Annotated in this window: 20 protein-coding genes; 16 read left to right on the top strand and 4 right to left on the bottom strand. The window is 60.3% G+C overall.

What is annotated here, in order from left to right:
- Window positions 1-151 precede the first annotated feature (151 nt).
- From AC07OJ_RS12980 to AC07OJ_RS13015, 8 genes are all read left to right on the top strand, one after another.
- Window positions 152-1,507, top strand: coding sequence for an OprD family porin (locus AC07OJ_RS12980; protein ID WP_495005795.1), 1,356 nt, complete (start codon window positions 152-154; stop codon window positions 1,505-1,507).
- A gap of 291 nt (window positions 1,508-1,798) precedes the next feature.
- Complete coding sequence (locus AC07OJ_RS12985) at window positions 1,799-2,437, top strand: peroxiredoxin (RefSeq protein ID WP_003213910.1); 639 nt, start codon at window positions 1,799-1,801, stop codon at window positions 2,435-2,437.
- A 292-nt stretch (window positions 2,438-2,729) separates the two neighbouring features.
- Window positions 2,730-3,323 (top strand): NADPH-dependent FMN reductase, encoded by a 594-nt coding sequence (gene ssuE / locus AC07OJ_RS12990; protein ID WP_015886424.1) that lies wholly within the window; start codon window positions 2,730-2,732, stop codon window positions 3,321-3,323.
- Window positions 3,324-3,420: 97 nt separating this feature from the next.
- Window positions 3,421-4,389 carry a sulfonate ABC transporter substrate-binding protein gene (locus AC07OJ_RS12995; RefSeq protein ID WP_120450412.1) on the top strand — a complete coding sequence of 323 codons (969 nt, stop codon included), beginning with the start codon at window positions 3,421-3,423 and terminating at the stop codon, window positions 4,387-4,389.
- 25 nt (window positions 4,390-4,414) lie between these two features.
- Entirely contained in the window at window positions 4,415-5,563 is a 1,149-nt protein-coding gene (gene ssuD, locus AC07OJ_RS13000) for an FMNH2-dependent alkanesulfonate monooxygenase (protein ID WP_495094621.1), read from the top strand.
- Between the two features lie 9 nt (window positions 5,564-5,572).
- Window positions 5,573-6,361 carry an aliphatic sulfonate ABC transporter permease SsuC gene (gene ssuC, locus AC07OJ_RS13005; RefSeq protein ID WP_065902302.1) on the top strand — a complete coding sequence of 263 codons (789 nt, stop codon included), beginning with the start codon at window positions 5,573-5,575 and terminating at the stop codon, window positions 6,359-6,361.
- Window positions 6,358-7,164: an aliphatic sulfonates ABC transporter ATP-binding protein gene (ssuB, locus tag AC07OJ_RS13010; protein WP_065902300.1), complete on the top strand. Its 807-nt coding sequence runs from the start codon at window positions 6,358-6,360 to the stop codon at window positions 7,162-7,164. Before ssuC ends, ssuB begins: the two co-directional genes overlap by 4 nt.
- A gap of 105 nt (window positions 7,165-7,269) precedes the next feature.
- Window positions 7,270-7,485 carry a TOBE domain-containing protein gene (locus AC07OJ_RS13015; protein ID WP_003213899.1) on the top strand — a complete coding sequence of 72 codons (216 nt, stop codon included), beginning with the start codon at window positions 7,270-7,272 and terminating at the stop codon, window positions 7,483-7,485.
- A 126-nt stretch (window positions 7,486-7,611) separates the two neighbouring features.
- Here the strand turns inward: AC07OJ_RS13015 and AC07OJ_RS13020 are convergent, their stop codons facing one another.
- On the bottom strand, window positions 7,612-8,241 hold the full coding sequence (locus tag AC07OJ_RS13020) for a TetR/AcrR family transcriptional regulator (protein WP_120450410.1): 630 nt from the start codon (window positions 8,239-8,241) through the stop codon (window positions 7,612-7,614).
- A gap of 330 nt (window positions 8,242-8,571) precedes the next feature.
- Window positions 8,572-9,948: a glutamine synthetase family protein gene (locus AC07OJ_RS13025; RefSeq protein WP_003213894.1), complete on the bottom strand. Its 1,377-nt coding sequence runs from the start codon at window positions 9,946-9,948 to the stop codon at window positions 8,572-8,574.
- Window positions 9,949-10,557: 609 nt separating this feature from the next.
- Here AC07OJ_RS13025 and AC07OJ_RS13030 point away from each other — a divergent pair.
- From AC07OJ_RS13030 to AC07OJ_RS13060, 7 genes are all read left to right on the top strand, one after another.
- Window positions 10,558-11,916, top strand: coding sequence for a glutamine synthetase family protein (locus AC07OJ_RS13030; protein WP_065902296.1), 1,359 nt, complete (start codon window positions 10,558-10,560; stop codon window positions 11,914-11,916).
- 58 nt (window positions 11,917-11,974) lie between these two features.
- Window positions 11,975-13,339 (top strand): aspartate aminotransferase family protein, encoded by a 1,365-nt coding sequence (locus tag AC07OJ_RS13035; RefSeq protein ID WP_065902292.1) that lies wholly within the window; start codon window positions 11,975-11,977, stop codon window positions 13,337-13,339.
- Between the two features lie 194 nt (window positions 13,340-13,533).
- Entirely contained in the window at window positions 13,534-14,628 is a 1,095-nt protein-coding gene (locus tag AC07OJ_RS13040; RefSeq protein ID WP_495094715.1) for a polyamine ABC transporter substrate-binding protein, read from the top strand.
- A gap of 209 nt (window positions 14,629-14,837) precedes the next feature.
- Window positions 14,838-15,932, top strand: a complete 1,095-nt coding sequence (locus AC07OJ_RS13045; RefSeq protein WP_106802349.1) for a polyamine ABC transporter substrate-binding protein — start codon at window positions 14,838-14,840, stop codon at window positions 15,930-15,932.
- A gap of 74 nt (window positions 15,933-16,006) precedes the next feature.
- Entirely contained in the window at window positions 16,007-17,149 is a 1,143-nt protein-coding gene (locus AC07OJ_RS13050; RefSeq protein ID WP_065902288.1) for an ABC transporter ATP-binding protein, read from the top strand.
- Window positions 17,146-18,066, top strand: coding sequence for an ABC transporter permease subunit (locus tag AC07OJ_RS13055; RefSeq protein WP_065902286.1), 921 nt, complete (start codon window positions 17,146-17,148; stop codon window positions 18,064-18,066). The genes AC07OJ_RS13050 and AC07OJ_RS13055 overlap by 4 nt, the downstream gene beginning before the upstream one ends.
- Window positions 18,063-18,947: an ABC transporter permease subunit gene (locus AC07OJ_RS13060; protein ID WP_065902284.1), complete on the top strand. Its 885-nt coding sequence runs from the start codon at window positions 18,063-18,065 to the stop codon at window positions 18,945-18,947. The genes AC07OJ_RS13055 and AC07OJ_RS13060 overlap by 4 nt, the downstream gene beginning before the upstream one ends.
- 174 nt (window positions 18,948-19,121) lie before the next feature.
- Here AC07OJ_RS13060 and AC07OJ_RS13065 read toward each other — a convergent pair whose 3' ends face one another.
- Window positions 19,122-19,763, bottom strand: a complete 642-nt coding sequence (locus tag AC07OJ_RS13065; protein WP_495094622.1) for an HD domain-containing protein — start codon at window positions 19,761-19,763, stop codon at window positions 19,122-19,124.
- Window positions 19,764-20,074: 311 nt separating this feature from the next.
- Here AC07OJ_RS13065 and AC07OJ_RS13070 point away from each other — a divergent pair, with 311 nt between their 5' ends.
- Complete coding sequence (locus AC07OJ_RS13070) at window positions 20,075-21,040, top strand: GlxA family transcriptional regulator (protein ID WP_065902281.1); 966 nt, start codon at window positions 20,075-20,077, stop codon at window positions 21,038-21,040.
- Window positions 21,041-21,159: 119 nt separating this feature from the next.
- Here AC07OJ_RS13070 and AC07OJ_RS13075 read toward each other — a convergent pair whose 3' ends face one another.
- A complete protein-coding gene (locus AC07OJ_RS13075; RefSeq protein ID WP_495094623.1) occupies window positions 21,160-23,514 on the bottom strand; it encodes a penicillin acylase family protein in 2,355 nt (784 codons plus the stop codon).
- Window positions 23,515-23,547: the final 33 nt, after the last annotated feature.

Consider the following 23,547-nt stretch of genomic DNA (forward strand, 5'->3'; position numbering starts at 1 on the left):
CAAATTAACTGCGATTAGACGAAGGTAGTAGACACACAAGGTTACGATTGACTTGGTAGTCACTATCTGGCGCTAATCGCGCATCTGTGGATCGAGGGCGTCAGACCCGAGACCAAAGAAATACAAAAATTAGAAATGAGAGGAGCGGTACATGAAGAAGTCAACATTGGCGTTGGCCGTGGCTGTAGCTGCGATTGCCCAACAGGCAAACTCCGCCGGTTTCATCGAAGATAGCAAGGCAACACTGGGGCTGCGTAACTTCTACATCAACACCGATAACCGTGATGGCGCTGCAAAACCGTCCAAGAACGAAGAGTGGGGCCAAGGCTTCGATCTGCGCTTCATTTCGGGCTATACCCAAGGCACCGTTCAGTTCGGCGTTGACGCAATCGGCCTGTACGGCGTGCGTCTCGATTCCGGCCGTGGCACCAGCGGTAACATTGCCGGTACTTCGTCCGGCGGTACCGTGTTCCCGAGCGACGGCAATCGCGCGGTCAACGATTTCGCGAGCCTGGGCGTAACCGGTAAGGTCAAGATCTCCCAAACCGAACTGAAGCTGGGCACCCTGCAGCCTAAGCTGCCAGTGATCGTGACCAACGACGGTCGTCTGCTGCCGCAAACCTTCCAAGGTGGCCAGATCACCACCAACGACATCAAGGACTTGACGCTGGTTGCCGGTCAGGTCGAAAAGGCCAAGGGTCGTAACTCCAGCAACAACGAGAACCTGTCGATTGCCGGTGCCAACGGCGGCTCCAACTACAATGCTGGCAAATTCAGCAACAAGTTCTACTACGCCGGTGGCGATTACAAGATCACCAAAGACCTGACTGCCCAGTACTACTACGGCAACCTGGAAGACTTCTACAAGCAGCACTTCCTGGGTCTGACCCACAACTGGGCTATCGGTCCGGGCGTATTGAAGTCTGATCTGCGTTATTTCAACAGCTCTGACGACGGTAAGAACGGTGACACCGCTGCCTACTTCTCCAGCGGTAACTACAACAATTTCAACGCCGGTAAAGGCAAGGTCGACAACAACCTGTACAGCGGCTTGTTCCTGTACACCGTTGGCGGTCACACCTTCGGTGGTGGTTACCAGGTCAGCAATGGCAGCAGCGACTTCCCTTGGCTGAACCAGGGTGACGGTTCGTCGGCTTACATCACTACTGACATGCAGATCCAGAAGTTCGCCCGTGCCGGCGAGCGTACCTGGCAGGCACGTTACGCCTACGACTTCGCCAAGGTTGGCGTACCGGGCCTGACGGCCGGTGTTGTATACCTCAAAGGCAGCGACATCGACACCATCGCCAACAACGCTGGTCGCGCTGAAACCACCGGCCAGTCCGAGTGGGAACGCGACATCACCGTTGCCTACGTGATTCCAGAAGGCCCGTTGAAAAACCTCGGCTTCGCCTGGAAAAACGCTATGTGGCGTACCGACCTGGCGAACACCCGCTCCCAGGACGAAAACCGCCTGATCGTCAGCTACTCGCTGCCACTGTTCTAGTAGCGTGAAGCTGTAGTAAGACTGTAAACCTTGCCCGGCGCTACGCCGGGCAAGGTGTCTTGCGTTTCAAGTCGGGCCAAACCCCCGCAGGCCCTTCCTGAACCCCTCTTTTTACAGCGTCTCAAGGCCTTCTCGAACCTTGAAGCGGATGTTGCTCCTCGCCCGTTGCGGCGTCCAATGAACAGATTTTTAATATTCCTTTATCGTCTAGATAAATCGATATTTATTCTTTTTAAATAATCGTCAATCCATGCACAGTGGGCTCCATAAGCACTCACCAGGAGCCACACCATGAGCCTAAGACTGGGCGATATCGCCCCCGACTTCGAACAGGATTCCAGCGCCGGCAAGATTCGTTTCCACGAATGGCTGGGCGATAGCTGGGGTGTGTTGTTTTCCCACCCGGCGGACTTCACCCCGGTGTGCACCACCGAGCTGGGCTTCACTGCCAAGCTCAAGGATGAGTTCGCCAAGCGCGGCGTCAAGGCCATCGCCCTGTCCGTAGACCCGGTGGACTCGCACCACAAGTGGATCGAGGACATCAACGAAACCCAGAACACCATCGTCAACTTCCCGATCCTGGCGGATGCCGATCGCAAGGTGTCGGACCTTTATGACCTGATCCACCCGAACGCCAGTGACACCCTCACCGTGCGCTCCCTGTTCGTGATCGATCCGAACAAAAAGATTCGCCTGACCATCACCTACCCGGCCAGCACCGGCCGCAACTTCCACGAAATCCTGCGGGTCATCGACTCGTTGCAGCTGACCGACAACCACAAGGTCGCCACCCCCGCCAACTGGCAGGACGGTGATGAAGTGGTGATCGTGCCTTCGCTCAAGGACGAGGAAGAAATCAAGAAGCGCTTTCCGAAGGGTTACCGGGCGGTGAAGCCGTATCTGCGCCTTACCCCTCAGCCTAATCGTTAAGGCTGACACCGCCATCGCCGGCGAGCCGGTTCCTACAGGTGATCGCATTCCATTTGTAGGCGCTGGCTTGCCGGCGATAGCAATAGTTCCGACGACTCACATAGCAAGGGTTTTCAGGCCGTTTCGACGGCCTTTTTTTTCGCCTGGGATTTGATAACGCTCATATGCATTTAAAGAATAAACACATGAAAAAATAAGATTTAAAGATATATAAATCTGCTGATAAGGTCTGTTCCATCTTGGCGCCATCGTCACACAGCGAACCGCCGACACCTGCTCAAGGAATTCCTGCATGTTGGTCGTAACACTTGGAGGCAGTCCCAGCCAGCGTTCCCGCTCCGGGGTCTTGCTGGATAAAACCCGTCAGTGGTTGCAAGACAAAGGGGTGGAAGTGGTGAGTTACCAGATACGGGACTTCCCGGCTGAAGACTTGCTGCACGCGCGCTTCGACAGTCCCAAGGTCATTGACCTGTTGCAGCAAGTGGCTAACGCCGATGGCCTGGTGATCGCCACGCCGGTGTACAAGGCGTCGTTCTCGGGCGCGCTGAAGACCGTGCTCGACCTGCTGCCCGAACGCGCCCTGGCTCACAAGATTGTGTTGCCGATGGCTACCGGCGGCAGCATCGCCCACATGCTGGCGGTGGATTACGCCTTGAAGCCGGTTTTGTCAGCCCTCAAGGCGCAGGAATTGCTTCACGGCATCTTTGCCGAAGACAGCCAGATCGCCTATGGCGAAGGCAGTGCCCAGGCGCAACTGGTGCCTGTGCTCGAACACCGTTTGCACGAGGCCCTGGAGACGCTTTACGGCGCCATGGCCCGTCGCCCGAAACCGCTTGACCCCCATGTGTTGAATGAACGTTTGTTGAGTGCTCGCTGGAGCATCTGAGCCTCAGCCAGCCATTTAGAAGTACTCACCTTACTCAGCCGCCAACGGCCAAGCAGGTGCAGCCAACCCCCTAATCGCACTATTTGGAGAGAGCGCCATGCGCACTGTCATCTTGCGTCGTGGTCTGGTCGCACTGTTTGCTGCGGCTGTGTCCTTCGGCGCCATGGTTCAAGCCCAGGCTGCCGAAACCTTGCGTATCGGTTACCAGAAATACGGCACCCTGGTGCTGCTCAAGGCCAAGGGCACCCTGGAAAAACGCCTGGCCGCCGAGGGCGTGCAGGTGCAGTGGACCGAGTTTCCCGGCGGCCCGCAATTGCTCGAAGGCCTGAACGTCGGCTCGATCGACTTTGGCGTCACGGGCGAAACCCCACCAGTGTTCGCCCAGGCGGCCGGTGCCGATCTGGTCTACGTGGCCTATGAGCCTCCAGCGCCGACCAGTGAAGCGATCCTGGTGCCGAAAGACTCGACGATCAAATCGGTGGCCGAGCTCAAGGGCAAGAAAATCGTGCTGAACAAAGGCTCCAACGTGCACTACCTGCTGGTGCGTGCGCTGGAAGATGCCGGCCTCAAATACACCGACGTGCAGACCGTCTTCCTGCCGCCCGCCGATGCGCGTGCCGCGTTCGAGCGTGGCAGTGTCGATGCGTGGGTGATCTGGGACCCCTACCAGGCGGCCGCCGAGAAACAGCTGCAAGCGCGCACCCTGCGTGACGGTACCGGCATCGCCGACAACCATCAGTTCTACCTGGCGACCAAGCCCTACGCCGAAAAACACCCTGAAGTGGTCAAGGCGCTGATTGAAGAAGTGCGCGCCGTGGGCGAATGGTCCAAGGCCAACCCGCAGGAAGTCACTGAACAAGTGGCGCCGCTGCTCGGCCTGCCGGCTGACATCACCCTGACCTCGGTGAAACGCCAAGGCTACGGTGCGCATTTCCTGACGCCGGAAGTGGTGGCGGCCCAACAGAAAATCGCCGACAGCTTCTACCAACTCAAATTGATCCCCAAACCCTTGAACATCAAGGACGTGATCTGGACGCCACCTGCCGCTGTGGCCAAAGCGCCGTAATCCGACTTCTTCAGGAGACAACTCCATGAGCCTCAATATTTTCTGGTTCCTGCCTACCCACGGCGACGGCCATTACCTTGGCACCGCCGAAGGCGCTCGCGCCGTTGATCACGGTTATCTGCAGCAAGTGGCCCAGGCGGCGGACCGCCTCGGGTTCGGTGGGGTGCTGATCCCTACCGGTCGCTCCTGCGAAGATTCGTGGCTGGTGGCGGCTTCGCTGATTCCGGTGACCCAGCGTTTGAAATTCCTTGTCGCACTGCGCCCCGGGATCATTTCCCCGACGGTGGCCGCGCGCCAGGCCGCGACCCTGGATCGCCTGTCCGGTGGCCGTGCACTGTTCAACCTGGTGACGGGCGGTGATCCGGAAGAGTTGGCCGGCGACGGTTTGTTCTTGAGCCATGAAGAGCGCTACCAGGCCTCGGTGGAGTTCACGCGGATCTGGCGGCGTGTGCTGGAAGGCGAAACCGTCGATTACGACGGCGAGCACATCAGTGTCAAAGGCGCGAAATTGCTCTACCCGCCGATCCAGCAGCCGCGTCCGCCACTGTACTTCGGCGGTTCCTCCGAAGCGGCCCAGGACCTGGCAGCCGAACAAGTGGAAATGGTGCTGACCTGGGGCGAGCCGCCGACGGCTGTCGCGGAAAAAATCGCGCAGGTGCGGGCCAAGGCCGCGAAGCTGGGGCGCACCGTGCGCTTCGGTATTCGCCTGCATGTGATCGTGCGTGAAACCAACGAAGAGGCGTGGAAAGCCGCCGACAAACTGATCTCCCACCTGGACGACGACACCATCGCCCGTGCCCAGGCCTCCCTGGCGCGCTTCGATTCCGTCGGCCAGCAACGCATGGCTGCCTTGCATGGCGGCAACCGTGACAACCTGGAAGTCAGCCCCAACCTGTGGGCTGGCGTCGGCCTGGTACGCGGCGGCGCAGGCACCGCGCTGGTGGGCGATGGCCCAACCGTGGCAGAACGCGTGAAGGAATACGCCGCACTGGGCATCGACACCTTTATCTTCTCCGGTTACCCACACCTGGAAGAGTCGTATCGCGTCGCGGAACTGCTGTTTCCCCACCTGGATATCGAACGTCCCGAGCTGCCGAAAAGCGCCGGTTACGTCAGCCCGTTTGGCGAGATGGTCGCCAACGACATCCTTCCCAAAGCTGCGTCACAGAGTTGAGGCGCTGCCATGAACTTTGAAAAATTGAGCCATCGCGTGGCACCGTGGGTGCTACCGATTCTTTTGCTGGCGGTGTGGCAGTTGTCGGTGTCGGCGGGCTGGTTGTCGACGCGCATTCTGCCGGCGCCGAGCGCGGTGATTGAGGCCGGGATCAACTTGGTCCGCAGCGGCGAAATCTGGACGCACCTGGCCATCAGTGGCTGGCGTGCCGGCCTGGGCTTCGTGATCGGCGGCAGTATCGGCCTGGCCCTGGGCTTTATCACTGGCCTGTCGACGTGGGGCGAACGGCTGCTGGACAGCTCGGTGCAGATGATCCGCAACGTGCCGCACCTGGCGCTGATCCCGCTGGTGATCCTGTGGTTCGGCATCGACGAAACCGCGAAGATTTTCCTGGTCGCCCTCGGCACGCTGTTCCCGATCTACCTGAACACCTACCACGGCATCCGCAACGTCGATCCGGCGCTGGTGGAAATGTCGCGCAGCTATGGTTTGTCCGGCTTCAGCCTGTTCCGTCAAGTGATCCTGCCGGGCGCGTTGCCTTCGATCCTGGTGGGCGTGCGTTTCGCACTGGGCTTTATGTGGCTGACGTTGATCGTGGCGGAAACCATCTCGGCCAGCTCCGGCATCGGCTACCTGGCGATGAACGCCCGCGAATTCCTGCAAACCGACGTGGTGGTCCTGGCCATTGTCATGTACGCCATCCTCGGCAAGCTCGCCGACCTGGCCGCCCGCGGCCTGGAGCGTGTGTGGCTGCGTTGGCACCCGGCTTACCAAGTAAATAAAGGAGGTGCGGCATGACCGCTCAACAACCTCCACGCCTGTTGAAGGGTATCCCGCTGGCGGTGCGCAAATTGCGCAAGGCCTTTGGTGCGCGGGAAGTGCTCAAGGACATCGACCTGCACATTCCGGCCGGCCAGTTCGTGGCCGTGGTCGGCCGCAGCGGCTGCGGTAAAAGTACTTTGCTGCGCTTGCTTGCCGGCCTGGACAAAGCCAGCGGCGGCGAGCTGCTGGCCGGCTCCGCGCCGTTGAGCGAGGCGATTGAGGACACGCGGTTGATGTTCCAGGAAGCGCGCCTGCTGCCGTGGAAAAAGATCATCGACAACGTTGGCCTGGGCCTCAAGGGCAACTGGCGTCCCAAGGCGCTGGAAGCCCTGGAAGCGGTGGGCTTGGCCGAACGTGCCAATGAATGGCCAGCGGCCTTGTCCGGTGGCCAGAAGCAACGCGTGGCCCTGGCCCGTGCGCTGATCCACCAACCGCGCCTGTTGCTGCTGGATGAGCCGCTGGGCGCGCTGGATGCCCTGACCCGTATCGAGATGCAGCAGCTGATCGAGAACCTCTGGCAAAAGCACGGTTTCACCGTGTTGCTGGTGACCCACGATGTCAGCGAAGCCGTGGCGATTGCCGACCGGGTGATCCTGATCGAAGACGGCGAAATCGGTCTCGACCTGATCGTGGACCTGCCGCGCCCACGGGTGCGGGGCTCACATCGCCTGGCCGCGCTGGAAGCCGAAGTATTGAACCGTGTGTTGTCGTTGCCCGGCACGCCGCCGGAACCCGAACCTGTTTCACCGCTGCCTACGCAACTGCGTTGGGCGCAATAAAGCAGCGGCAAGCTTTCAGCTTCAAGCTGCAAGGGAAAGCAAAGTGCTTTGACTTGCAGCTAGTAGCTAACAACTTGCAGCTATTTCGACCCCAGGAGAAATCGCATGACTATTAAAGCCATCAACGTACGTAACCAATTCAAAGGCACCATCAAGGAAATCGTCGAAGGCGACGTGCTGTCGGAAATCGACGTACAGACCGCGTCCGGCATCGTCACTTCGGTGATCACCACGCGCTCGGTCAAAGAGTTGGAGCTGGTGATCGGCAGCGAAGTGATTGCCTTCGTGAAATCCACCGAGGTGTCGATCGCCAAGTTGTGATTGGCGCCCTCGAAATCGCTATCGCAGGCAAGCCAGCTCCCACATTTAACGGCATTCCAATCTAGGAATGCGGTCAATGCGGGAGCGGGTTTGCTGGCGAAAAGGCCGGCCCCGCCAATACAAGGCTTATCGTTTGGGCAGGTAGGGCGGCAGGTAAAGGCCCACATAGGCATCGAACACCCGCATGCCTTCCTCGGCCATGCGCGCAGTGATCTGCCCATGCTGATGCACCGAACGTGCGTACACGCGGTCGCTCAGCTCCAGCGCCAGGGCAAACACATCCACGTCCGTGGGCAGTGTCGGCACCTCGAAGTGGCGATTGAATACTTCGAGCATCAAATCCCCCAACTCCAGATCATGCTGGCGGTCCGCCTGGGTCACTTCGGTCAACCCGTGCTGGGCGAGGATCAGCTGACGTGCTGCTGCGTCGTTGCTGTAGATGGTGAGCATGCGTTGCTCGACGATGCAGGACAGGTCACGCCAGTGCTGGAGTGACTCATGCTCGATGGGCGCCTGGATGGCCGCCCGGAAGGCTGCGTGCACGTCTGCCGTGAGCGCCTCGAGCAGCGCCGGCACACTCGCAAAAAAGTGATACACCGATGACGGTGGAATCTGCGCACGCTCGGCCACGCTGTAGATCGACAGACTCGCCACGCCTTCGGCGGCCAGCAGGGTGCGGGCGGCATCGAGAATCGCGTCGATCCGTGCCTGGCTGCGGGCGCGGGGTTTGCGAGGGGTGGCGGGGCGGGTGGTCATGGATGTCTCCTACAAGGCAGAGCGCATTGTACGCAGAGCTTAAGGATGATCCATACCTGTGAGGCGACTGTGTAGGTGTGGCAAGTGAGCCTGTTGTGGCATGCAGTCAAGCAAGCAGACACCAACCAAAAAGTCAGACAGGCAAACCAAGCAGGCAAGCAGACAGACAACCAAGCAGACAGGCACACCCAGTGTGGCGAGCAGGCTTGCCCTGCGTTGGGCTGCGAAGCAGCCCCCTTCAAGCAGAACCCGATGCACCAGGTACACCAAGTCGCCCATTCCAGGACCGCTTCGCAGCCCAACGCAGGACAAGCCTGCTCACCACAACCGTCAGACGGTATGCAGGTACCAGTTGTACTCAAGGTCGGAGATGGAGTGTTCGAACTCTTCCAGCTCACTTTCCTTACAGGCGACGAAGATATCGATGTATTTAGGATCGATGTACTTGGCCATCACCTCGCTATCGTCCAACTCACGCAGTGCATCACGCAGGTTGTTCGGCAGGCTTTGTTCGTTCTGCTCGTAGCTGTTGCCTTCCACCGGTGCGCCAGGTTCGATCTTGTTGGTCAGACCGTGGTGCACGCCTGCCAGGACCGAAGCCATCAGCAGGTAAGGGTTGGCATCGGCGCCGGCCACGCGGTGCTCGATACGTACGGCGTCGGACGAGCCGGTCGGTACGCGAATCGCCACGGTGCGGTTATCCAGGCCCCAGCACGGCGAGTTCGGCACGTAGAACTGTGCGCCGAAACGACGGTAGGAGTTGACGTTGGGGCACAGGAACGCCATTTGGGCGGGCAGGGTCTCGAGCACACCGCCGATCGCGTGACGCAATGCGGCGTTCTGCTCGGGATCCTCGCTGGCAAAGATATTCTTGCCGTCCTTGTCCAGGATCGAAATGTGTACGTGCAAACCGTTGCCTGCCTGGCCTGGGTAAGGCTTGGCCATGAAGGTGGTGTCCATCTCATGGTCGTAGGCGATGTTCTTGATCAGGCGCTTGAGCAGTACCGCGTAGTCGCAGGCCTTGATCGGGTCGGCCACGTGGTGCAGGTTCACTTCGAACTGTGCCGGGGCACTTTCCTTGACGATGGCGTCGGCCGGGATGCCTTGCTCTTTTGCACCTTCCAGAATGTCCTGGAGGCAGTCGACGTATTCGTCGAGGTCGTCGATCAGGTAGACCTGTGTCGAGTGCGGGCGTTTGCCGGAGATCGGCGAGCGGGGCGGTTGTGGGCGGCCGTTCACGTTCTCCTGGTCGATCAGGTAGAACTCGAGTTCGAAGGCAGCGCAGATGGTCAGACCGAGGTCGTCAAATTTGCTTACAACTTGGCGGAGCACTTCGCGCGGATCGGCGAAGAAAGGTTCACCTTCAAGTTCGTGCATGGTCATCAGCAATTGCGCGGTAGGACGCTTTTGCCAGGGTTCATTGCACAGGGTGTCGGGGATCGGATAACAGATTCGGTCAGCATCACCGATGTCCAGGCCCAGGCCGGTGCTTTCCACCGTAGAGCCGTTGATATCCAGGGCAAATAAAGAGGCAGGCAGGTTAATGCCCTTCTCGTAAACCTTGTGGAGGCTGGTGCGTTCGATGCGCTTGCCGCGCACCACACCATTCATATCCGCAATTAGAAGGTCTACGTACAGAACCTCAGGATGATCCTTAAGGAACGCGTTCGCTTCGTTAAGCTGAACGGCACGCGGGGGTACCGACATGATGCAACACCTTTGTTGTTAAAAATATCAATCATTGATCTTTTCTGGTTTCAGTCAACCCGAACGGCATGCCGAAGTCAAGCGAGGCCTTTTTTGCCCTAAAAAAGCGCCACGGAGGCTTTTTTGGGGCTTTTTGGGGCGGTTTTTTGGGTTTGAAGGGCTTGGGACTCGCAGGCTTGAGCGGGCCGTGTTGTATTTTTTACGGGGGTGTTGTGTAAAAAAATGAACAAGGCTAAGCTCGATTCAAACCCATAACAGCAATAATACCGGGGTGCTTCATGTGTTTCCTGCCGCCACTTGGCGTCTCGGCCTGCTCCACGCAGGCGTTGTCATCCGTTCATTCATCCTGTGTGAACGCCCGCGCCCCGGCCAATATTCTTGACGCCTGGGCGGACCTCTTCTTTGCCCCTTTGCTGCCCTCGAATTTGCCTGTGAACGGTGCCTGCGCCAGGTGCTGCTCATGATTCTGCACGACTTTGGCTTGAGGAATGCAACGCTGCAGCAAATGGCAGGTAAGCTCCTACCCTGAACGAAGAGACGACGCGGATGCTGCGTCAACCAACGCCTGACCTTTTAATGGATGTCAGGAAACCCAGCCCAGAGGCATTTATGAGTAACAACCTCGACCAGCTCACCGATTGGTTGAAAGACCACAAGATCACAGAAGTCGAATGCATGATTGGCGACCTGACGGGGATCACCCGGGGCAAGATCTCGCCGACCAACAAGTTCATCGCCGAAAAAGGCATGCGCCTGCCCGAGAGCGTTCTGTTGCAGACCGTGACCGGCGACTATGTCGAAGACGACATCTATTACGAATTGCTCGACCCGGCCGACATCGACATGATCTGCCGCCCCGACCAGAACGCGGTGTTCCTGGTGCCCTGGGCCATCGAGCCCACCGCCCAGGTGATCCACGATACCTACGACAAGCAAGGCAACCCGATCGAGCTGTCGCCGCGCAACGTGCTCAAGAAAGTCCTCAAGCTCTACGCCGACCGCGGCTGGCAGCCCATCGTGGCGCCGGAGATGGAGTTCTACCTGACCAAGCGCTGCGAAGACCCGGACTTCCCGCTGCAACCGCCGATCGGCCGTTCCGGTCGCCCAGAGACCGGTCGTCAATCCTTCTCTATAGAAGCGGCGAACGAATTCGACCCCTTGTTCGAAGACGTCTACGACTGGTGCGAGCTGCAGGAGCTGGACCTCGACACGCTGATCCACGAGGACGGCACCGCGCAGATGGAAATCAACTTCCGTCACGGCGATGCGCTGTCCCTGGCCGACCAGATCCTGGTGTTCAAGCGCACCATGCGCGAAGCCGCGCTCAAGCACGACGTGGCCGCCACCTTCATGGCCAAGCCGATGACCGGCGAGCCCGGCAGCGCGATGCACCTGCACCAGAGCATCATCGACATCGCCACCGGCAAGAACGTCTTCTCCAATGAAGACGGGACCATGAGCCAGCTGTTTCTCAACCACATTGGCGGCCTGCAGAAATTCATCCCTGAATTGCTGCCGCTGTTCGCTCCCAACGTGAACTCGTTCCGTCGCTTCCTGCCGGACACCTCGGCGCCGGTGAACGTGGAGTGGGGCGAAGAAAACCGCACCGTCGGCCTGCGTGTGCCGGATGCCGGCCCGCAAAACCGCCGCGTGGAAAACCGCCTGCCGGGCGCCGATGCAAACCCGTACCTGGCGATTGCCGCCAGCCTGCTGTGCGGCTACATCGGCATGGTCGAAGGCCATAACCCGAGTGCGCCGGTGGTGGGCCGTGGTTACGAGCGCCGCAACCTGCGCCTGCCGTTGACCATCGAAGACGCCCTGGAACGCATGGAAAACAGCAAGACCATCGAGAAATACCTGGGTCAAAAATTCATCACAGGCTACGTCGCGGTCAAGCGGGCCGAGCATGAAAACTTCAAGCGCGTGATCAGTTCGTGGGAGCGGGAATTCCTGCTCTTCGCCGTCTGATGCGCCGGGCGCGCCGTGGGAACGGCGCGCCCTCACCTGAAATGTCTAGGAGATTGGTATGTCCAGCAACAACCCGCAAACCCGTGAATGGCAAGCCTTGAGCAGCGATCATCACCTGGCGCCGTTCAGCGACTTCAAGCAATTGAAAGAGAAAGGCCCACGGATCATCACCAAAGCCCACGGCGTTTACCTGTGGGACAGCGAAGGCAACAAGATCCTCGACGGCATGGCCGGCCTGTGGTGCGTGGCGATCGGTTACGGTCGCGATGAACTGGCTGATGCCGCCGCCAAGCAGATGAAAGAACTGCCGTACTACAACCTCTTCTTCCAGACCGCTCACCCGCCGGTGCTGGAGCTGGCCAAGGCCATTTCCGACATCGCCCCCGCCGGCATGAACCACGTGTTCTTCACCGGTTCCGGCTCCGAAGGCAACGACACCATGTTGCGCATGGTTCGCCACTACTGGGCGATCAAGGGCCAGCCGAACAAGAAAACCATCATCTCGCGCAAGAATGGCTATCACGGCTCCACCGTGGCCGGTGCCAGCCTGGGCGGCATGACCTATATGCATGAGCAGGGCGACCTGCCGATCCCGGGCATCACCCACATCGCCCAGCCGTACTGGTTCGGTGAAGGCGGCGACATGAGCCCGGAAGAGTTCGGCGTGTGGGCGGCCAACCAGCTGGAAGAGAAGATTCTGGAGCTGGGCGTGGACAACGTGGGTGCGTTTATTGCCGAGCCGATCCAGGGCGCCGGTGGCGTGATCGTGCCGCCAGCCACCTACTGGCCGCGCATCAAGGAAATCCTCGCCAAGTACGACATCCTGTTTATCGCTGATGAAGTGATCTGCGGTTTCGGCCGTACTGGTGAGTGGTTCGGCAGCGATTTCTATGACCTCAAGCCGCACATGATGACCATCGCCAAGGGCCTGACCTCGGGCTATATCCCGATGGGTGGCCTGATCGTGCGCGACGAAGTGGTCGCGGTGCTGAACGAAGGCGGCGATTTCAACCACGGCTTCACCTATTCCGGTCACCCGGTGGCGGCAGCAGTCGCCCTGGAAAACATTCGCATCATGCGCGATGAACAAATTGTTAAGCGTGTGCATGACGAAACGGCACCCTATTTGCAAAAGCGTTTGAGGGAGCTGGCTGATCACCCGTTGGTGGGTGAAGTTCGCGGTGTCGGCATGCTCGGTGCAATCGAGCTGGTGCAGGACAAGGCGACGCGCAAGCGATACGAAGGCCGTGGTGTGGGCATGATCTGCCGCACGTTCTGCTTCGAGAATGGCCTGATCATGCGCGCCGTGGGCGACACCATGATCATTTCGCCGCCGCTGGTGATCAGCAAGGCTGAAATCGACGAGCTGGTGACCAAGGCGCGGCAGTGCCTGGACCTGACTTTGGCGGCATTGCAGGGCTAAGTGCTAGGCTCAGTGCGCAGCGGCTTCGGGCGCTGCGTCTGGGTTGTTATAAAAACGGGGCTTTGGTTGAAAGCCGGCCCCGGAACTTGCCAGACTGTCGCCCTGTTTTGTTGCCCTTTCGAAGGGCTGCCAGACACAAGAGCTGTGGCCCAAAAAAGAAAAAATTGGAGCATCACCAAATGAAGGCATTAGGTTTGAAGAACGCTGGCAAGACTCTCCTCGCCTTGTCCCTGATGGGCGCAATGGCGGGCGCGGCCCAGGCAGACGATAAAGTGCTGCACGTCTACAACTGGTCCGACTACATTGCACCGGACACCATCGCCAACTTTGAAAAAGAGTCGGGCATTAAAGTGGTGTACGACGTTTTTGACAGCAACGAGACCCTGGAAGCCAAGTTGCTGGCAGGCAAGTCCGGCTACGACATCGTCGTACCGTCGAACAACTTCCTCGCCAAGCAGATCAAGGCCGGCGTCTACCAGGAGCTGGACAAGTCCAAGCTGTCCAACTACGGCAACCTGAACAAGTCCCTGCTCAAAGCCGTGTCGGTCAGCGACCCGGATAACAAGCATGCCTTCCCGTACATGTGGGGCTCGATCGGCATCGGCTACAACCCGGAGAAGGTCAAGGCCGCGCTGGGCGTCGACAAGATCGATTCCTGGGACGTGCTGATGAAGCCGGAAAACATCGCCAAGCTGAAAAGCTGCGGCGTGAGCTTCCTCGACTCGCCAACCGAAATGCTGCCGGTGGCGCTGCACTACCTGGGCCTGCCGACCGACACCCAGAAGAAAGAAGACCTGAAGAAAGCCGAAGAGCTGTTCCTCAAGCTGCGTCCTTCGATCGGCTACTTCCACTCGTCCAAGTACATTTCGGACCTGGCCAACGGCAACATCTGCGTCGCCGTGGGTTACTCGGGTGACATCCAGCAGGCCAAGTCCCGCGCGGCTGAAGCCGGTGGCAAGGTCAAGGTTGCCTACGACATTCCTAAAGAAGGCGCCGGCAGTTTCTATGACATGGTCGCCATCCCTAAAGATGCCGAGAACGTCGACGCCGCCTACAAGTTCATGAACTACCTGCTCGAGCCGAAAGTAATGGCGGCGATCACCGACAGCGTACGTTTCCCGAACGGTAACGAGAAAGCCACCGCACTGGTCGACAAAGACATCACCAGCGACCCGGGCATCTACCCGCCAGCGGATGTGCAGGCCAAGCTCTACGCCATTGCAGACTTGCCGGCAGCTACACAGCGTGAAATGACACGCAGCTGGACCAAGATCAAGTCGGGCAAGTAAGCCTTAAAACCTGTGGGAGGGGGCTTGCCCCCGATGGCGTTGTATCAGAAACACCTGTGCAAGCTGACACACCGCCATTGGGGGCAAGTCCCCCTCACACACATTAAATGACAGAAAGTTTTGCCGGATCGGTTTATCGAGGGTAAGTTGCGCGCCGGTTTTGTTGCCGGGCAACAACTTTGGGCCCAACTATTTAAGAGGACCTCCACTTGCCATTTTCTTTATTTCGCAAAGCCTTGCTGGTAGGTGCAGGTATCACGCTGGCTGTCAGCGTGCAGGCCGCACCGACTGTGCATGTTTATAACTGGTCGGACTACATCGGCCCGGACACCCTGGCCAACTTCGAGAAGGCCACCGGTATCAAGCCGGTGTATGACGTGTTTGATTCCAACGAAACCCTGGAAGGCAAGTTGCTCGCCGGGCGTACCGGCTACGACGTGGTAGTGCCGTCCAACCACTTCCTGGGCAAGCAGATCAAGGCCGGGGCGTTCCAGAAGCTCGACAAGTCATTGCTGACGAACTACGCCAACCTCGACCCGGTGTTGCTCAAGCGCCTGGAAAAGAACGACCCGGGTAACCAGTACTCCGTACCGTACCTGTGGGGCACCAACGGCATTGGTTACAACGTCGATAAAGTGAAGGAAGTGCTGGGCGTCGACCATATCGATTCCTGGGCCGTGCTGTTCGAACCGGAAAACATGAAGAAGCTGGCGACCTGCGGTGTGTCGTTCATGGACTCGGCGGATGAAATGCTGCCGGCGGTGCTCAACTACATGGGCCTGAACCCCAACAGCACCAACCCCGAGGACTACAAGAAGGCCGAAGAGAAGCTGCTGAAAGTGCGGCCCTACGTGACCTACTTCCATTCTTCCAAATACATCTCGGACCTGGCCAACGGCAACATCTGCGTGGCAGCCGGTTTCTCCGGTGATGTGTTCCAGGCCAAGGCGCGTGCGGCCGAGGCGGGCAAAGGCGTGAACATCGCCTACGCGATTCCGAAAGAAGGCGGCAACCTGTGGTTTGACGTGCTGGCGATCCCCAAGGATGCGACCAACGTCAAAGAGGCCCACGCCTTTATCAACTATTTGCTGCAACCTGAGGTGATCGCCCAGGTCAGTGATTACGTCGGTTACGCCAACCCTAACCCGGGGTCGGACAAACTGATGAAGCAATCGATACGCACCGACGAAGCGGTTTACCCACCGCAGGCGGTTCTCGACCGGACATTCGTCAACTTCGAGCTACCCCCGAAAGTGCAACGTTTAATGACCCGTAGCTGGACCAAGGTCAAGACGGGCAAGTAAGGCTTAAAGCTCAAACTATCCAAGGTTCGCCCGCCACGGGTGAACCGCACTCTTTTTTTCTGGGAGTTTCGTAAATGGCAGTTGCCTCCGGCGCCTATAAGAAAGCCCTCGAGGGCGACCAGACACCGAAAAAGGTGCTGGTCAAAATCGACCGGGTCACGAAGAAGTTCGACGAGACGATTGCCGTGGACGATGTGTCCCTGGAAATCAAGAAGGGCGAGATCTTCGCCCTGCTCGGCGGTTCGGGTTCGGGCAAGTCCACCTTGCTGCGCATGCTCGCGGGTTTCGAACGCCCGACCGAGGGGCGCATCTACCTCGACGGCGAAGACATCACTGACATGCCCCCCTACGAGCGGCCGATCAACATGATGTTCCAGTCCTACGCCCTGTTCCCGCACATGACCGTCGCGCAGAACATCGCCTTCGGCCTGCAGCAGGACAAGATCCCCAAGGCCGAGGTCGACGCCCGCGTGGCCGAAATGCTCAAGCTGGTCCAGATGAGCCAGTACGCCAAGCGCAAGCCGCACCAGCTCTCCGGTGGCCAGCGCCAGCGGGTGGCGTTGGCGCGTTCGCTGGCCAAGCGTCCGAAACTGCTGCTGCTCGATGAGCCGATGGGTGCACTCGACAAGAAGCTGCGCTCGCAGATGCAGCTGGAGCTGGTCGAGATCATCGAGCGCGTCGGCGTGACCTGCGTGATGGTGACCCACGACCAGGAAGAGGCCATGACCATGGCCGAGCGCATCGCGATCATGCACCTGGGCTGGATCGCCCAGATCGGCAGCCCGATCGACATCTACGAGACCCCTACCAGCCGCCTGGTGTGCGAGTTCATCGGCAACGTGAACATCTTCGATACCGTGGTGGTGGATGACGCAGAAGGCCACGCGGTGCTCAAGTGCGCCGACCTGGACCGCGATATCTACGTGGGCTACGGCATCGCCACGTCGGTGGAAGACAAGTCGGTGACCTACGCCATTCGCCCGGAAAAACTGCTGGTCACCACCGAAATGCCGACCTGCGAGCACAACTGGTCCAGCGGCAAGGTGCACGACATCGCCTACCTCGGCGGGCACTCGGTGTTCTACGTGGAACTGCCAAGCGGCAAGCTGGTGCAGTCCTTCGTGGCAAACGCCGAGCGCCGTGGCCAACGACCGACCTGGGGTGACCAGGTCTACGTTTGGTGGGAAGACGACAGCGGCGTGGTACTTCGCTCATGAATATGAAGAAGCTCAAGCGCCGCCTGCAACGAATAACCCCCAGTGGCCGTCATGCGGTCATTGGCATTCCCTTCCTGTGGCTGTTCCTGTTCTTCATGCTGCCGTTCTTCATCGTCCTGAAGATCAGCTTTGCCGAAGCCGACGTGGCGATCCCGCCTTACACCGAGATCTACACCTTCGTTGAGCAGAAACTGCAGTTGGTGCTCAACCTGGCCAACTACGCGATGCTCGGCGACGACGAGTTGTACATCGCCGCGTACCTGGGCTCGCTGAAAATGGCGTTCTTCAGCACGCTGCTGTGCCTGCTGATCGGCTACCCGATGGCCTACGCGATTGCCAGCGCGCGCAAAGAGATGCAGACCGTACTGGTGCTGCTGATCATGATGCCGACCTGGACTGCGATCCTGATCCGCGTGTATGCGTGGATGGGCATCCTCAGCAACAACGGGCTGCTCAATGGCTTCCTGATGTCCATCGGGCTGATCAACGAGCCGCTGCAGATCCTCAACACCAACATCGCGGTGTACATCGGCGTGGTCTATTCGTACCTGCCGTTCATGATCCTGCCGCTGTACGCCAACCTGGTGAAACACGACCAGAGCCTGCTGGAAGCCGCTTCGGACCTGGGTTCGAGCACCTTCAACAGTTTCTGGAAGATCACTGTGCCGCTGTCCAAGAACGGCATCATCGCCGGCTGCATGCTGGTGTTTATCCCGGTGGTGGGCGAGTTCGTGATTCCGGAACTGCTGGGCGGCCCGGAAACCCTGATGATCGGTAAAGTGTTGTGGCAAGAATTCTTCAACAACCGTGACTGGCCGGTGGCGTCTGCCCTGGCGGTGGTGATGCTGGCGATCCTGATCGTGCCGATCATCCTGTTCAACCGCAGCCAAGCCAAAGAGATGGAGGGCAAAATATGAAGCGCTTCAGTTTCTCAAGCTTCATGCTGGTGGCGGGGTTGTTGTTCATCTACCTGCCGATGCTGATCCTGGTGATCTACTCGTTCAACGAATCCAAACTGGTGACGGTGTGGGGCGGTTGGTCGATCAAGTGGTACGTGGGCCTGCTGGACAACACCCAGTTGATGGGCTCGGTAATGCGCTCGCTGGAAATCGCCTGCTACACGGCGGTGGCGGCAGTGGCGTTGGGTACGTTGGCGGCATTCGTGCTGACACGCATCAGCCACTTCAAGGGCCGCACGCTGTTCGGCGGCCTGGTGACGGCGCCGCTGGTGATGCCGGAAGTGATCACCGGTCTGTCGCTGTTGCTGTTGTTCGTGGCCATGGCGCAGATGATCGGTTGGCCTCAGGAGCGTGGCATCGTCACGATCTGGATCGCCCACACCACCTTCTGTGCGGCGTACGTGGCGGTGGTGGTGTCGGCGCGTCTGCGGGAGCTGGACCTGTCGATCGAAGAAGCGGCGATGGACCTCGGCGCGCGGCCGTGGAAGGTGTTCTTCCTGATCACCATCCCGATGATCGCGCCGTCATTGGCGGCGGGTGGGATGATGTCCTTCGCGCTGTCGCTGGATGACCTGGTACTGGCCAGCTTCGTGTCGGGCCCGGGATCGACCACGTTGCCGATGGAAGTGTTCTCGGCGGTACGCCTGGGGGTCAAACCCGAGATCAACGCCGTGGCCAGCCTGATTCTGCTGGCGGTGTCGCTGGTGACCTTCCTGGTGTGGTTCTTCAGCCGCCGTGCCGAAGAGCTGCGCAAGAAGGCGATCCAGCAGGCGATTGAAGAGGCGGCGGCCGATGGCTGGCAGCAGCCTGACAAGCGCCGGGCGCCGGCTCCGGTCTAAAACCCGGCGCGGTCGAAATGTGCGAGCTTTGTGGTGAGGGGGCTTGTCCCCCGTTGGGCTGCGCAGCTGCCCCAAAACCGGAAACCGCATTGCGTCTGAAAGAATGCGGTGGCCGAAGGGGGCCGCTGCGCGGCCCAACGGGGGACGAGCCCCCTCGCCACAGGGTTCGGGGTGTTATGCCACCCAGGGCGATTTGCGAATCACCTCGACAAAATTCATCGGCTTGAACTCCGGCTCCTGATCCACCAGCACATCGGTCTTCACGTTGCCAAACGTGGTCTGCGGACGATGGCGCAAGCCGTCGGCAAACGCGCAGATGATGCACTCCTTGAACCCTTCACCCCGTGGATGCGCATGCACCACCGCTTCGCGCTGCACAGTGCTGAATGCGGCGTAGTCCATGCCCAGCACGTCCATTTCCACGCCGGCGGTGACCAGCGCCACGGTCGGGCGCAGGTGTTGCGGCACGCCCGGCGTAGTGTGCAGGGCGATCGACAGCCACACTTGTTCGATATCGTCATCGCTCAGGCCGTAGGGCTTGAGGAACGCGGCGGCGGCATTGGCGCCATCGACTTCGAAACGCTCGTCGTCACTGCGATGGCCCTCGACCAGGCCCAGGTCGTGGAACATCGCGCCGACGTACAACAGCTCCGGGTTGTAGGCCAGCTGTTTGCGTTCACCGCTCAATGCGCCGAAGAGGAATACCCGGCGGGAGTGGTGGTAGAGCAGGTCGGATTCGATGTCGCGGATGTATTCGGTAGTGGCCTTGGCCAAGGCGCTGTCCGGGATCTTGATGCCGGCGATGGTGGTGCTCATGGTCGTTCTCCTCAGGCAAGCGCCGGGGTTGGCGCCGAGGTGCCCAGTGTGGTCGCGCACCCGCGAACGGGCCATCGCGGCGAGGATGCGATCCCGGCCAATGTGCTGCCACATCGTGCCAAGACAAAATCGGCTAGGGTGTAGCTGGCGATTGATCCATCGAAGCCTGCGAAAATCAAAATGTGGGAGCGGGCTTGCTCGCGAATGCGGTGATTCAGTCAACACCTGTATCAACTGACATACCGTATTCACGAGCAAGCCCGCTCCCACAGGGGATTTGTGTTCATTCAGTTAATCAAGGCTTACCACCCATGGGCAAAACCGTCGCCATCCTGATCTTCCCCGGCGTCCAGTCTCTGGACGTGACCGGCCCCATGGATGTGTTCTGCGAGGCCAACCGTTTTCTGGCGCCGCCGGATCACTACCAACTGGAAGTCATCGGTTTTGGCCACGGCATGATGGCCGCCTCCAACGGCCTCTCTTTGCAGGCCCACCGGCATTACAGCGAGGCGCTGCAGGCCTATGACCTGCTGCTGGTAGCCGGTGGCCCGCAATTGCCGTTCGAGGATTTCGGCCCGGCGTTCGATGATTGGCTGCGCGCCGCCGCTGGCCGGGCGCAACGCTACGGTTCGATCTGCAATGGTGCGTTCATGCTGGCCCGCGCCGGATTGCTGGAGGGCAAGACCGTCACCACCCACTGGAATGATGCCGCCGACCTGGCGCGGTTGTGCCCCTCGGCCCAGGTCGAGGCCGATCGGCTGTATGTGCAGGATGGCAACCTCTACACCTCGGCCGGGGTCACGGCGGGTATCGATTTGTCGTTGTACCTGCTGGCCCAGGACCACGGCCCGGAGGTGGCCTTGAGTGTGGCCAAGCGCCTGGTGGTGTTCACCCAGCGTTCTGGCGGGCAGTCGCAGTTCAGCCCGTTCCTGACGCCTCACGCTGAAAGTACCTCGGCGGTGGCGCTGGTGCAGCTGTACGTGCTGGCCAACCTGACCGGAGACCTGGGCATCGCCGACCTGGCCAAGGCTGCCAACATGAGCGCGCGCAATTTCTCACGGGTGTTCGCCCGTGAAGCGCGGATCACTCCGGCGGAGTTTGTCGAGCGGGCGCGGGTGGATGCGGCGCGGGTGATGCTTGAAAGCAGCCCGGCGCCGTTGAAGACGGTCGCCTACCAATGCGGGTTTCGCGACGCGCAGCACATGCGCAGTGTGTTCAACCGCCGGCTGGGCGTGACGCCGCAACAGTTCCGGCTCAACTTTGCGGCGCCGGTTTGAGGGGGTTGAGCGTGGGTCGACCTGTGGGAGCTGGCTTGCCTGCGATACAGGCACCTCGGTCCCTCGCTGAAACCGAGGTGATGCAATCGCAGGCAAGCCAGCTCCCACAGTGATCGCGGTTATCTGGCTGGGAGCAGCTTCAACGTGCCGCGCGTATTCGCGGTGACTTCCTCGTCACTGAAATGCGCCTGCTCGTAGCCCCCTTCGATGTAGGTTTCTGCCTGGTCGCCGTAGTGCTTGTCGAACGGCACGCCGCTTTGCCCGACCGGGTTGATGGTGAGGGCGTGGGCCACGTCGGCGAAGTCGATCAGGCGACGGGTCGACGGGCCGTACGTGACTGGCCACGGCGCCGGGCCGATGTTCGCCGACTGGTTGTTCGGCACTTCGTGGGTGCCGGGTGCCGGGAAGGGGCCGACGTTGACGATCAGGTCCAACGGCTTCTGCGAGCCCAGCGGGTGGCCATGGGTGAGGGTGTGCGCCTTGCCCCACTGCCACTGGCTCGGGTCATCGCCGAAGGTCGCCTTGAGGTGCGCGAGGCTGTTGTCCCAGGCGAGCTTGACCGTGTCGGCGCGCTTGCCGTCCCACCACGGCGAGTCGGCACTGGCCGCGAGGCGAGGCAAGGCGGCGTCGATCACGCGGGTGCCGAGCAGGGTCTTGAACATGCCATCGCCCAGTTTCGGGTGGAAGGTGGCGTCGGCCAGGTTGAACAGGAACTGGTTGAACAGGGTGGCACTGGTGGAGTCCAGCGGGTAATCGCCTTTCCACGTGGCCAACTGCTCCACCAGTTTCAGCTGCGCCGGATCCTTGACCACTTCACGCAGTACCGGCAGCAGCGGTGCCAACAGGCGTGGGCCGAAGGCGGTGGTGGTGCCGAGCTGCAAGGCCTGGCTGTTGTTCACGTCCCACTTCACGCTCTTGTCGCTCAACTGCGTGTTCAACTGCTGGCCACGGTCGGCGAGGTTGTAATAACCGGCGATCTCCATGCCGGTGGGCGATACCGGCTGGGCGTTGGCGGACACCACATAACCGCGCGCCGGGTTTTCTTCCTGGGGGTTGGCGCTGAAGGGGTAGAACCACAGCTTGTCGGCCTGTGCCGTGCTGCCGTCGAGGATAAACCCAGGATTGACCCCGGCCGGGCGAATCGGCAATTGCGCCGCCGCCCACCAGCCGATATCACCCTTGGCATTTGCCCACACGATATTCAGCCCCGGCGCCGAGACCTTGGCCGCCGCCGCGCGCGCCTTGGCCAGGGTGTCGGCGCGGTTGAGCTGGTAGAAGCCTTCGAGGATCGGGTTCTGGGTATCGAGGAACGCCCACCACATGGCGATCGGCGTGTTGCCGCCGTTCTCGCCAAGCACGTCATTGATGATCGGGCCGTGGGGCGACTGGCGCAGCGTCAGTGTCACGGGCGCCTGGCCCTTTACGGCGATCTGTTGCTCACTGTGGGTCATGTCGACCCACTGGCCGTGGTACCAGACCTGGTTGGCGTTGTCCGGGTTGACCTTCTCGGCGATCAGGTCGAGGTCATCGTTCTGGAACATGGTCAGGCTCCAGCCGAAGTCCAGGTTGTGCCCCAGGAAGGCCACCGGCACCAGCGCGTTGTGATAACCGTACAACTCGAAGCCCGGCGCGGAGAGTTGCGCCTCGTACCACACCGACGGCACCGAGAAGCGGATATGCGGGTCACCCGCCAGCAGCGGTTTGCCGCTCTTGGTGCGGCTGCCGCTGATGGCCCAGGCGTTGCTGCCTTCGAATTGCGGCAGGCCATTGTCCGCCAGGGCCTGCTCGCTCAGGGAGGCGAGGGCGCCGAGGGTCTTCCAGTCGCTGTCGGCCAGGTTGAGCGCACCCTTGGGTTGCCAGTCCAGGTCGAAGACCTTGAGGTAGTCGCTGCCCAACTGGTCGCGTACGTAAGTCAGCAAGGGCTCGGTACGAAAGGCAGCGGCAAAGCTGTAGGCCATGTACCCGGCGACGCTGATGGTGTCTTCCGCGGTGAACGGCCGCTTGGGGATGCCCAGCACGTCGAATTCCATCGGACTGGCGTGGCTGTCCTGATACTGGTTGATGCCGTCCAGATAGGCTTGCAGTGCCTTCCAGTGCGCCGACTCATGGTCCAGCTGCGCCACGTAGGTGGCAGCACGGTCGCGAATGCGCAGGCTGCGAAACAGCTTGTCGGTCTCCAGCACCTTGGGGCCGAGCACCTCGGCCAGCTCGCCGCGCGCCAGGCGTCGCATGATTTCCATCTGGAACAGACGGTTCTGGGCATGCACGTAGCCGAGGGCGCGGTACAGGTCGGTCTCGTTCTCGGCGCGAATGTGTGGCACGCCACGGTCGTCGTAGCGCACGGTGACCGTGCCTTGCAGGTTCGCCAGTGTTTCGGTGCCCTGGCGGGTCGGCTGCTTGCTGTAGACATACCAGCCGGCGCCGGCCAGGAGGGCGGCAATCAGGATAGCGAGCACGGTCAGGCTGCGTTTCATGGACGGTCCTTGAGTCATTCACCTTGAAGGTCA

Source organism: Pseudomonas sp. GW821-FHT09C08, assembly GCF_059418125.1.